Below are 12,331 nucleotides of genomic sequence, written 5' to 3' on the forward strand. Positions count from 1 at the left end.
TAGCTTACCTGGTTTTTTGTAGTGTGAAAGCAAATGAATCAGCAGAAGCATCCCGGTGATTTCTAAAACGAATAGTGTTGGCGGATGTTTTGATGAATTTGATTTATAATGTGGAAGTGTAGAGAAATAATATGATTGCTTTACAGATAGAGAGGTGGCTATCCATGAAGAAAAAAAGATTTATATATACTAGTATTCTTGCGGGTGTAATCATTCTGGGAGGGTGTTCTACTTTCACGAATTCAAAGGAAGAACCGAAAAAGACCACGAAAGAATTAATAGAGGATCAATACTTTAAATCTGTACAGGATTATACAGCGGAGGAATATTCATTACCGAATGGCAGTGAAACTGACAAAATTGCCGAGGAGCATAAAGAAGAAGTACATAAAGCAGTGAAGGCATATTTTAAAGAAAACTATAAAACAGATGTTAAAGTAAATAACATTGTTGGAGCAGTAGATGGTGCAAGTGTATCTGTGGAATCAGTTGGGAAGCCACACTTTTACACATATGCCATTATTCCAGTCGATAAACAAACAGAAGAAGTAGATCCTAGTGGAGTTTGGTCACAAGAAGGGCAGGTCGAAACAGCTATTATTAGCGGATTATATGCCTGGATTTTTGAAGAGGAATTTCAGAAACTTGATCAGTATTTGGACGAAAAAGTGACGCAGTATCCGATCGTCGGTATACCTAATGTGGCTAATCAAAATGGGGTTGGCAACTATCATACAACTCCATACTATAAAGTTGTTATTTATGGTGGAAGTGTGGAAGAAAAGCTATTGGCACCGTATTTAGATAACCCTAATCGGTCAAAAGAAGAATGGGCAAAAATGTTAGAGGGTGAATCAATTGATCCTTCCATGGTAGCTACTCTTATTCAGTTATATATGGAAGAACCTGATGCTGAACCAAGTAAAGAAATATTTAATGAAGTGGTAAGTGGCTTGTCAGAAATGGAAGGACTAGCCCTGGGACAATATGGTTTTATTTTACATGACAATACAATCAATAAATCGAGTGGTCAGAATACAAAGGACAATAGTCTAGAACGAACTTATCCAGATGATATTATTAAGGATTAGACAAATACTTATCCGAAATAAGAGCGCGTTTTGTGAGTGATTTTATTCAAATTGCAAGGTGCTTTTAGAACTATCAAGGTAACTATCTATTAACTTTTCTTGATGAATTTGATTGACTCCATCCATTTATATAGAACGTCCTTGGTATCTTGAATAACTTGATCACACTCCGTATCATTATTACTACACTCTGAAACAGTCGTCACTTCAATAGCACCGCTATTTTCTATGTTCTGAATCATGGCAACAACTCCAAAGTAACCATCTTCATCTTTATAAAAAGCTTTTTGTAAAGACCGTCCATCTAACTTTTTTTCTTGAAATTGAAGTGGGATGCCAAAACTTTCTTCAAGCGTTTGTAATCTAGATTCCAAATATTCATTTTTCATAAATTGATAGTATTTAATATTGATTCTGGCATTAAATTTATTATATTCTATACCAATACTATATTTTTCAGTACCTTTTTGTACATAATATCCTTTCTCTCCTATAACGCCACCTGCAGGGAAATTCATTTCATAATTACCAGTATCAGATAAAAAAGGATAGTATCCTTCTTTCGACTCTACAGTTGATTGCAAAAATCCTCTTGTAAACTCATCTTCAAAAGCTCTTACTTGCGGTAGTTCTTCTGGATCAAGATTTTCCGGATCGGTTGTATGCTTGTCGTTAAGCTCCTGGCAACCTCCTAGAAATAAAGATAAAATTATGAGTAGACTAATTGATAACCTCATTTGCAACCTCCGGCATCGTTGATTTGGTGTGTCCTCTATATTAAAAGATATAATAAATAGACGACAGCTGATTTAATGAATTTCTTCTATCATACAGAAGAGTCATAAAGGTCTGTTTCTTACTAATTGAAAAGGGAGTTATGAATGATTAAAAAAAGATACCTGTATAGTAGCATTTTTTGTAGCACATTACTTCTCAGTGGGTGTTTGTTCAATGATAAATCAGAAGAAGATATTATAGAAGACAAGTACTTTGTATCAGTTCAAGACTACACTGGGGAAGGCTATACACTTCAAAGTGGAAATGACACCGATAAAATTGCTGAGAAACATAAAGAAGAAGTCGAAGAAGCAGTGAAAGCTTATTTTAAAGAAAACTATCAAACCGAAGTTAAGGTACATAACATTGTAGGAGCAGTAGACGGTGCGACGGTATTTGTAGAGTCAGTTGGGCAGCCGCATTTCTATTCCTACGCTATTATTCCTGTTGATAAAGATAAGGAAGAAATAGATCCAGAAGGCGTTTGGTCGCAAGAAGGGCAAGTTGAGACAGCGATTGTCAGTGGTTTATATGCATGGGTTTATGAAGATAGATTTATGGAACTTGATACATTTCTTGAAGGTATAGTTCAAGAGTATCCGGTCATCGGAATAAGAGAAGAAGCAAATGAAAATGTAAGAGGAAATTACTTTTTAACGCCATATTATAAAGTGACTGTTTATGGTGGGAGATTAGAAGAATTATTACCAGTATATTTAATGAATCCAAACAAAACCAAAGAAGAATGGAAAAGTATTCTGGGACCTGAACCTATTGATCCTTCAAAGATTTCAATTACAATCCAAATGTATATGGAGGAACAAGACGTAGATCCAAATGAAAAAATATTTGATACAATCGTCGAGCAAATTACAGAAAAGGATGGACTTCCTTCAGGCAAGTATAGTTTTCTTCTGCATGATAATACAATCGATAAAACAAGTGCACAGAACAATAAAGAGAATTCACTTAAAAATGGAGCACCAGATTATATTGTAAAAGAGTAAAAGCACTAAGGATTCTTTTAACAGGAATAGAGCAATCCGTACTTACTTTAAGATAGTATATTTTAATAGCGCAAATCTTTCCCTCTCCTCCTCAAGAAAATCCTCCTTCATGAAGACCTTCATTCCAAAATAGACTATCAATATAGCCTTTTGAGGAACGGGGGGATTGAATGGCGATCCACACTGTAATGATGGGTGATAATCTATGGGGCATTTCAATTGCTTATGGTGTACCGATAGCGACTATAAAGACTGTGAACGGTCTCGTCTCTGATCGACTTGTTCCCGGTTTGAATCTATATATCCCAGATCAGGTACTGCCAGAAAGGTACTATCAGATTAAGCCAGGTGATACGTATTGGAAGCTATCCCAACAATTTCAAACTTCAATTCAAGCGATTATGACAGCAAATCCATCCGTCAATCCGAATGCTCTTCCAATCGGACTAAGAATCCGAATTCCTACGCCACAGAAGTACCCTATGCAAACTCTTGTGTTTTTTGATGCATTAACGGGGGCACCTTACCTTGAAACCCTTAACGATCTCGCGGATTCGATCACGTATTTAGCGATATTCACCTATTCGTTCACGTCTGAAGGCGAACTTCTTACGATAGATGATGATCTTATTTTACAAAGAGCGAAAGCGTTGAACATCAAAACATTACTTGTGATTAGCAATTATGAGAATCGTATGTTTAGTCCAGTCCTAGCCAATGTTGTTCTTCAGGATGCTGCTAGAAGAAAGACTTTGGTTCAAAGCCTCGTTAAAAAGGTAAAGGAAAAAGGCTATGCAGGAGTCAGTATTGATTTTGAGTTCGTTCCCGCTGATAGAAGAAATGATTTCACAACATTTCTTAAAGAGTTAAAGCAGGCTCTTGGAAACTTGATTCTACAACTCAATGCACATGCAAAAAGCAGCGACATGCCAACGAATCGATTGGTTGGTTTTCTTGATTACAAAGCAACTGGGGAGGTTGTGGATATTGTATCTGTTATGACAATTGACTATGGATATGCGATTGGGCCACCTGATCCGATTGCGCCTGTTTGGTGGATTGAACAAGTATTGATGTATGCGACTGGTGAGATCAATCGGCGCAAGGTCATGATGGCGATGAGTCTTTATGGATATGATTGGACGGTGCCACGTGAGGCTAATGCAAAAATGGTTTCAAATCAGGATGCTCAGAACGGTGCACTCAGTGGATGGATTCCAATACAATACAATCCCATAGCGCAGGCTCCCAACTACAGTTATAATCTTATGAATAAAGAGCATATTGTTTGGTTTGAGGACATCAAGAGTATTACAGCGAAATATAAACAAATGGAGGCTTATAACTTACTTGGAAGTACTTACTGGCGGTTACGATTTCTGTTTCCGCAGAACTGGGCGTATGTTAAGAAGAATATAGCTGTTATTAAATAAGGATGGCGAAGAATCAGGGGAGCGCTCTCGTGATTCTTTTTTAATTTTACAATTCTCTATTTATGAGATCGAGGTGTGCCAAATGCCCAATTCCCAAATGCAAAAACAATTCCAAGAATAGTTGATTGCAAAGTGTTATCTAGTAGATTTAATGCTTTATCATGAAAGTAATCCATTAATACTAATGTTAATAATGAAGATATAAACAACAAAACGATAGTTATGAATAATCTCAAACTATCACCTTCCTAAAAAATCATAAAATACTTTCTTAATTGAATTACAAACACCAGCAATTATACTATAAAATAATTAAAATGTTACTGAGGTGATTCACATAACTAATAATCTAAAACTTTTCTCATGGAATGTTCGCCAGGGTGGAGGAAAGAGAATTGAAAAGCAGCTAAACTTAATGAGTGAATTACAACCTGACTTAGTAGCTCTTCAAGAAATGACCACTAAAAACATTGATCAATATACACAAGCACTTAACGAAATAGGACTTCATCATATAATAGATACTTTTACATTAAGTAATGATCCTTCTACCTTAAGTGGTCCTAGAAAGAATGGTCTATTAATTGCAAGTAAGTGGTCGCTAGAAATATTAAATGATTTCGTAATACCTTGGGAAGAAAGAGTATTAGGTGTAAAGGTGGATAGTCCGTTTGGGCATATCGAGCTTTATAATAGCCATGTTCCTCCGGGTTCATCAAATGGTTGGGTCAAAATCGATACCTTTAAAGGGATTTTCAATAAATTAGCCCGCGATTCTGACAACCATAGAATTCTATGCGGAGACTTTAATTCGCCACAGTTAGAAATGAAGGATGGAGAGATCATTACCTGGGGTCAAACATTACATACAGACGGTTCATGGAGAACTACTAATAAAAGCATAGAATGGGATGCGGGAGAACGAAGTGTTTTGGAACACCTATCTGATTATGATTTAGAAGATGTTTATCGTTCGCTTTATGGATTTGCGAAAAGCGACTATAGCTTTATTTTAAAAAGGAAAGATAAAGTGTTTCCACGCAGGTTCGACCATTGCTTTGCATCTGAAAGACTGAAGCCTTTATCATTCAAGTATTTGCATACCTATCGAGAACAAAAATTAAGTGATCACTCTCCGATCATCGTTATTTTTCAGCCGAATCATCCAGGTACGAAACATGATGAAGAAATGAAAATGAAATCAGATAAGTTTTCATACTCTGAAGGCGAATTTAAAGTTCTTAAAGAATAAATCAAAGTAGATTAACCTTGATAGATTCTATAAATTACACCTTAATCAAACGTTTAATTAAGTTGCACTCTTTGTATTAAACAACTGATTATACCTTGCTTATGGATATGAATTGTTTACAACTACGACTTTGGTGATGATTGGGAGAATGTCATTGAGGTTGAAAAAGTAGTCTATGATTATAAAGTTATTTATCCCATCTGCCTTGCTGGGGTAGAGTTGAATGTAACCCTGAAGATTGATCATAAGTCGGTATGGCGCAAACTCATAGTTCCGATGAATAACACTTTTAGTAACCTGCATTATTAATACAACCCTCTTTTCAATCGAAAGTTACTATCTTTAAGATCAAACTCTTTATAACCTTGCATCTTTCCCCAACTCTTCATATGGTGAAAGAATCTTTGTATAAAGAGCCAGACTTAGCTGATTGAAGCGGAAGGATGCTCGACTCCTGCGGGATTAGCGGGACAGGTGAGACCCCACAGGCGCAATGCTTTTTGCGCCGAGGAGGCTCACCGCCCGCCCCGCGGAAAGCGAGCATCCTGGAGCGGAAATCCCTCTCACTCTTATAGCAACAATGTTTACGAAAAGAGCCTTTTATTAATCCGCTTAACTTGTCACAAGTAAATGAAAGTTTTGTACTATCGTGTCATATAGTGAACGTTTTTGTTCTCTAAGAAAAAAGAAGCTTGCATTAGATTAAAGAAGATAATGGGAGGGATGGCCTTTAAAATGGAACTTTTTAGGCATAAACGGAATTTCCCTATCTTCTCTTAGGGCTTTATACTTACAGTGTAGTTCTCTAAAAAGAACGAAATTAGTGGTTAGATTAGGAATGCTTTGCATAGAGGTGACGTTGGAAGATAGATGGTACGAACCACATTCATTTAAATAAGGTGGCCCTGATATGAAAAAGCCGAATGGAAATTCAATAGCAATGAACATTCTTCACCTGTTCTATAGCACTGCTCTTGCAAGTGCGTTAAATGCTGGAGCTCTGATTGTCTTAGCATCCTATCTTAAGTCATCAAATTATGGGATGTTCAGTGTTGCACTTGCCTTTGCGATGATTATGGCTTATTTTACAGATGCGGGCTTGAGCAAAATCGTTTTACGGGAAGGATCTAAGGAAAAAGCAGATATTCCTGTTGTAATGTCTTCTTATATTAAATTGCGTGTGATTCTGTTAATAGCGACGTTCGTAGTGGGATTTATCATTATTCAATCGCTTCACTCAGAAGATGCAATGCTACTTAAAACCTCTTATTTTCTCATTATTCCTTTTGTTATTGGTGTTTCCATGCAGAGTATTGCTTCAACATACTTTCAACTTGTTGAGAAAATGCAATTCTCAGGGATTATACGAATTACTTCCTCAATCTTGCTCGTTCTATCTATTACACTAGGTATGTTTTTTAACTGGCATCCTTATATTGTTTATTCAGCATATGGCTTGTCGTATCTCATATCTGGTTTAATGGGGATATTCCTGGTTCTCAAATACACAAAAATACCGGTTCGCTGCTCGTTCCACAAAGGATTGTTTGATCAGTTGTTATCCTTCACAGTGACTGGATTGCTATTTGTGATTCTTCCGCAGTTAGGCCCCATTCTTTTAGAGAAAACGGTATCTCTTGCTGAAGTTGGTCTTTTCGCAGTCGCTTATCGGATTCCGCAGGCGCTTCTTCAACTCCCTTTCATTGTGGCAGGAGCATTTTATCCGGTTTTATTCCGTTATTACAATAGTAACCATATAGAAGATCATGAGTCGTTAAACATGCTTCAAATGAAGGTAATGGGGTTAGTTGGTATGGCGATGACGGTGCCACTCTATTATTTTGCGACACCTATTATTGAATTGTTATTTGGAGCTGAGTGGGTTAGTGCAGCAAGCTTATTGAAGATCATTTCAATTGTGTTATTTCTACAAGGAATCACAATTGCCCTTGCAGATGGCTTAACAACACGAGCTCGTCAAACACAAAGAATGATTGTTCAATCACTTGCAGTGGTAGGGGCAGCTATTTTCTATTGGACATTGAGTCAAAGCTTTGGATTGATTGGAGCAGCATGGGCCTGCATTCTTATTGAAGTGGTTGCATTTGTGGGGTTTTGGGTGGTTGCACCGAATCGTACATTCATAGGAAAGAGAATGATTCCATTCATAATCATTCTCCTAGGAAGCTTAGTGTTGTGCGACGTAGTGTTCAGTAGTTTGCCATTTCTCGCAGCGGGAGTTCAATATACCATCATTGGTATTTATATCTTGTTAGATAAACAATTGAATCAATCGCTTTTCTCGTACCTATCAAAGAAAGGCATTATTCAAAGAAGGAGTTCAGAGAGAGTAGAAGAGGGGCTGTGATGAAACCGTGGTAGTTAGTATGGTAAGAGTGTAGTGATAGTTGATTTATACACGGTTGTTCTCTATAAGAAACGATGGGGGAGGAAGTGCTACTAAAACGATGCGAAAGTGAATAAAATAACGGTTATGCCGGTACATACTATAGATCCAGACATGAGCGACGGTATCACTTCAAATGGGAGGATTACATGGGAACTAAATTATTCGGTCTTAATGATAAAAAGAACTGGCACGATTATCTAAACCGTTTAAATAACAAGGATGTGTATTACACCCCTGAGTATTGTGAGATTCATGAGAGAAATGGGGATGGCGTAGCACAGCTATACCTTTACGAAGAAGGTTCGGACTTTGTGCTTTATCCCTATTTATTAAGGTGTTTAAACACATTACCCCATTTATGTCAGGTGACCCAAAAATACGGTAATCTCTATGATATTACTACGCCTTATGGTTATGGAGGTCCATTAACTAACGTAAAGGAAGAAGCGAGATTAAATGAAATTCTGTCACGATTCACAAACTCATTTAGAGATTATTGTAAGAACGCTGATATCATAACAGAATTTATTAGGTTTCATCCTCTATATCAAAATCATAACCTGTTTACATGCGGGGAGAAATTCTATATTAGAGATACGATTTATGTAGATCTAACAAAAGACTATGATGAAATTTGGGCGAATTATGATACAAAAAATAGAAATCGAATTCGAAAATCAAAGAGTTACGACCTTCAGATCAAGCACCGAAATCGGAATGAAAGGCAGGATCTCCTTAGACTCTACAACTCGACAATGAAGAGAACAGGGGCTAAGGAATACTATTATTTTTCTGACACTTATTTTCAAGATACGCTTGAACTATTAGGAGATAACGTAGAATTAATTGAAGTAGTGACAGAAGAAGAGAAAGTAGTTATGTCCGTTATTTTTATGCTTGGAGATGAGTATATTCATTATCATTTATTAGGATCTGATCAAGAGTATTTACGTCTCGCTACGAACAATTTAGTTGTGGATTACATGGTCCAATGGGCGAAGGAACGGGGATTCAAAGCCATGCATTTAGGTGGTGGCTATGCAGGAAATAATGATAGTCTTTATAGATTTAAAAAACATTTCAATAAGAATGGGGCTTTGCCATTTTATATAGGGAAGCAGATACACAATGAAACCATCTATAAAGAATTAGCTGCTTCTATTCCTGAAGAATGTCAGGGATATTTTCCAGTATATAGGCACTCCAATTTGACGCAGACTAGGCCTGCTGAAAAGATGATCAAAATTTTATAAATTGCGCTAGATGATAAAATCGTTGCAAATAAGGTCTCTTAAGGTGATCTAATACTTTCAGTTGTTTTATCCAACTTGAGAGTGTACTAGCTATCTCTTATTAGAGGTAGCTGTTTTTGCTAAGATTTCACCTCCAACCACTATTGGCTGAGTACCCGTTTATGCGGTTACTAGGATTGCTATAGTCCTTTAATATCTACTTAACTCCTTATTCCAGTTTTCCAAAAACCAACGTCAAAATCTGATCCGCTCCCACCATCTTCCCAACCAGGACGCTTCCGCTTTTTTCTTAATCTTTTCTATATCTACTTTCTTTAAAGTAGTAGGTCATGCTGCACTTTCTACTTTAATAGATAAACCGTTCCAAGCTGTTTGCTTGAGTGCTCTTTAACCACTGAAGGCACTAGACTGGATAGGAAACATTGGACAGAGAATGACTACCTTTACAGTGCTGACAAGAAAGCATCAGCACTGTAAAAGCAGCCGTCCGTTACTACTGAAGTATACTGAGACCTTTCTGAGGTATCCACCGTATCACCCGATTTGAACGCTTGAATTCCTTCAACAGCGCACTTTCTACACATCAAACCAGTCCAATGTGCGTGGTCTTTGCGCTGCTACCCGTACCGTAGTACGCCTGGTTACCTTACCGAACCGTTAGGGCCGTTCTCGCCATAGCTTCTCATCACATAAACCGGGAAATGTGTGTTGCATGAGAACGCTGAATTTTCTGCATCGGCTTCAGCTTACCTGACAAGTTTAGTTTAACAACGTGTGGTAGGCATTCCACGTTCTGAACAACGGCACACTTTAAGAAACCTCACGTACTCTCCATTTAAAAAAGAGGTGGAAGCTGTTGTTCGATATGAAGTTGAACGGACAGTTATGTATAGCGATAGACAGGAATGCAGAGGTCCAAATCGTATGTTGAACCTCTCCTTATTTCAGTTATTAGCCTTTTATTTGATCCGAACTTCGTGAGTTCAAGTGATCCGGCAGCTGCAGAATCGTATCATTCAACGTGTCGAGTTTTCCTTCAATGCGATGTAGTAAGTAAAGCGTCACCACAATCGGAAAGCCAACATCGCTAATCAATGACATCCATGACTCCATCGTTTTCCCTCCTTGTTCGTTAATGGGCTTACGAAAGAGGAAGGACAAGTGCCCTTCCTTAGGTCATTAGCTGATCACGATCTCATTCTCGTTACGTTCAACGAGTCGAGCGCCTTTCTTAGCTGTTACATCTCCACCGCTTGTTGTGAAGCAGTTTTGTGCGATGATTGCGTCCATTGCCGCTGCGATTGCAGCTGGATTAACTGGTTCAACTGGATCGCTTAATGTTATTGAGAATGGTTTGTTGTCACGTGTATCGAATTGAAGTTCGAGTGTTTTGGCCATTGTAGTTCACCTCCTTTCTTATGAATTAGGTGTTCTTACGCTTGTAGATCAGATGAGTCATTGCGCTCAACCGCGAATAAGTTGTGCTGCTGAAGTGGTGCTAGCGCTAGTGCTACTGAGAAAAGCGCATCTGGTGTTGCGGACGGCTTGATGTTGTTGAAGTTCTTGCTGCGGAAGATTGATTTGCCGTTCTCGTCAACGCCAGTTTCAAGTACCATGCGAAGCTGAGTGTTCATGAGAGATGCTGTTGCCATGTTGATCACCTCCTTTCACCCTATATATCGTTTTGAAAATGGAAAAAGGGGCATGTGGTTAAAAATAATTTTTAGTATGTTAATAGAAAGCACCCTAGAGAGAGTTTTCTCCAGGGTACAGATGATGGTTCTATTCAAGTAGAGCAGGGCTAATCTTGTAAGGTTCATGACACGCCTGTTAATGTTTTGTAAAGATTACCCAATATCGCTTCATAGTGAGAATCACACCTTTATAATGGAGACATAAAGCCAAATCAAAACAGGATGTGAGCTCATGCAGAAAACGAATCAAGAGATGAAGATGATCTATTTTGTAAGTGCGATTACCTGTATCGGTATACTACTCGTTCACGTATCCAACATGTTTTTTAGCGAAGCCTCAGCGACAGCAGTTCCATATAAGTTTGAGCAACCAGGTGTTGCGATGTTAGCGGTGATTGTGGGAATGCTGTTTGTGCTCCTAGAGCGGAGTGTAGGATTTGATCGAAAGCGATTCTATCAAGTTGGATTCGTCAAAATCGTTCTCCCTTTTGTAGGAATTAGTATTCTATATCTTGCTATCACAAAAATAGTGATGGAAGTTTCGGTGTTTACAGGATGGAAGACGCACATTCTTGATTTCGTTATGGGCAACTCTTTCTATCATTTATATTTCGTAGCTGCGGTACTTCAGTTGTATTTGGTCTTCCCGCTATTGCAGCTCATTCGTACGAAGATGGCATGGTCACTTCTATTGCTCCTTTCCTTCGTCGTGAATGCTTATTTTCTCTTTATCTATTCACCTGACACTGCTAACGCAGTAGGAATAATGCTTGGACAGAAAGCGATCTTAGTAAAGTGGATTTTCTTCTTTGTATTTGGTGGATTCCTTGCTCACCACGGGGAACTTGCCCAAAGCGTGGCGAAGAAGCTTAACTGGGTAGGTTATGTAAGCTTAGTAGGCTTAATTGGTTTTCTGATTTATGACGGTCAAGCAGGAGCGGTTGGCGGAAACAGTTGGTCGCTGATGATTACAATTCCATTGATTACAATCTCGCTACTCGCGATGTACGAATCTGTTAAAAAAGTGATTCTGCTAGATTTATTTTTAGCTGGGTTTGGGAAATATGTTTTCGGAGTTTATCTTATCTATCCTCTGGTACTCTTTGTGGCTTCGACGGTGCTACCTGATGCGATGTTGAGTATGGAGTATTTCATCCTTATCTTTACGATTGTGCTTGGGACGTCTGTTTTTCTTAATAAAGCAATGACATTGTATACAGTGAAAGATGCGGATCAGAGAGATCCTGTTTCTCATTCTTATACGATAAAGACGAAAGAATTAAGCGTTAACTGAGTCATTCTGAGCTTAAATAAACGTTTGTTTAACTGAATTCTTTAAGATTAAGGGCCCATCCATTGGGCTCTTTTTTGATTTATAGTTAAGAAGAAGTGCAGACAACCTATACAAACAGAT

12 protein-coding genes are annotated in these 12,331 nt (G+C 38.0%); 8 read left to right on the forward strand and 4 right to left on the reverse strand.

What is annotated here, in order from left to right:
• Positions 1-164 precede the first annotated feature (164 nt).
• The gene (locus FBF83_RS09260) at positions 165-1,091 is read left to right on the forward strand and encodes a DUF1672 family protein (protein WP_169525306.1); all 927 of its coding nucleotides are present in this window, start codon (positions 165-167) and stop codon (positions 1,089-1,091) included.
• Positions 1,092-1,180: 89 nt separating this feature from the next.
• On the opposite strand, the gene FBF83_RS09265 is transcribed toward FBF83_RS09260, so the two are convergent.
• The gene (locus FBF83_RS09265; protein ID WP_136946867.1) at positions 1,181-1,828 is read right to left on the reverse strand and encodes a hypothetical protein; all 648 of its coding nucleotides are present in this window, start codon (positions 1,826-1,828) and stop codon (positions 1,181-1,183) included.
• 144 nt (positions 1,829-1,972) lie between these two features.
• Between FBF83_RS09265 and FBF83_RS09270 the strand changes: the two genes are divergently transcribed.
• The 6 genes from FBF83_RS09270 to FBF83_RS09295 all read left to right on the forward strand — a co-directional run bounded on the left by FBF83_RS09270 (position 1,973) and on the right by FBF83_RS09295 (position 9,223).
• Positions 1,973-2,875 carry a DUF1672 family protein gene (locus FBF83_RS09270; protein WP_136946868.1) on the forward strand — a complete coding sequence of 301 codons (903 nt, stop codon included), beginning with the start codon at positions 1,973-1,975 and terminating at the stop codon, positions 2,873-2,875.
• Between the two features lie 170 nt (positions 2,876-3,045).
• Entirely contained in the window at positions 3,046-4,308 is a 1,263-nt protein-coding gene (locus FBF83_RS09275) for a glycosyl hydrolase family 18 protein (RefSeq protein WP_136946869.1), read from the forward strand.
• Positions 4,309-4,636: 328 nt separating this feature from the next.
• A complete protein-coding gene (locus tag FBF83_RS09280; RefSeq protein ID WP_136946870.1) occupies positions 4,637-5,560 on the forward strand; it encodes an endonuclease/exonuclease/phosphatase family protein in 924 nt (307 codons plus the stop codon).
• A gap of 111 nt (positions 5,561-5,671) precedes the next feature.
• A complete protein-coding gene (locus tag FBF83_RS09285; protein ID WP_136947163.1) occupies positions 5,672-5,869 on the forward strand; it encodes a plasmid pRiA4b ORF-3 family protein in 198 nt (65 codons plus the stop codon).
• Between the two features lie 601 nt (positions 5,870-6,470).
• Positions 6,471-7,928 (forward strand): oligosaccharide flippase family protein, encoded by a 1,458-nt coding sequence (locus tag FBF83_RS09290; RefSeq protein ID WP_136946871.1) that lies wholly within the window; start codon positions 6,471-6,473, stop codon positions 7,926-7,928.
• A gap of 188 nt (positions 7,929-8,116) precedes the next feature.
• Positions 8,117-9,223 (forward strand): peptidoglycan bridge formation glycyltransferase FemA/FemB family protein, encoded by a 1,107-nt coding sequence (locus tag FBF83_RS09295; RefSeq protein WP_136946872.1) that lies wholly within the window; start codon positions 8,117-8,119, stop codon positions 9,221-9,223.
• Positions 9,224-10,174: 951 nt separating this feature from the next.
• Here FBF83_RS09295 and FBF83_RS09300 read toward each other — a convergent pair.
• The 3 genes from FBF83_RS09300 to FBF83_RS09310 all read right to left on the reverse strand — a co-directional run bounded on the left by FBF83_RS09300 (position 10,175) and on the right by FBF83_RS09310 (position 10,875).
• Entirely contained in the window at positions 10,175-10,336 is a 162-nt protein-coding gene (locus FBF83_RS09300; protein WP_136946873.1) for a YvrJ family protein, read from the reverse strand.
• A gap of 66 nt (positions 10,337-10,402) precedes the next feature.
• On the reverse strand, positions 10,403-10,621 hold the full coding sequence (locus FBF83_RS09305) for a DUF2922 domain-containing protein (RefSeq protein WP_136946874.1): 219 nt from the start codon (positions 10,619-10,621) through the stop codon (positions 10,403-10,405).
• 35 nt (positions 10,622-10,656) lie between these two features.
• Entirely contained in the window at positions 10,657-10,875 is a 219-nt protein-coding gene (locus FBF83_RS09310; protein WP_136946875.1) for a DUF1659 domain-containing protein, read from the reverse strand.
• A gap of 274 nt (positions 10,876-11,149) precedes the next feature.
• Here FBF83_RS09310 and FBF83_RS09315 point away from each other — a divergent pair, with 274 nt between their 5' ends.
• Complete coding sequence (locus tag FBF83_RS09315) at positions 11,150-12,211, forward strand: acyltransferase family protein (RefSeq protein ID WP_136946876.1); 1,062 nt, start codon at positions 11,150-11,152, stop codon at positions 12,209-12,211.
• The last annotated feature ends 120 nt before the right edge of the window (positions 12,212-12,331 follow it).

The organism is Guptibacillus hwajinpoensis, from assembly GCF_005144865.1.
Lineage (GTDB): Bacteria > Bacillota > Bacilli > Bacillales > Guptibacillaceae > Guptibacillus > Guptibacillus hwajinpoensis_A.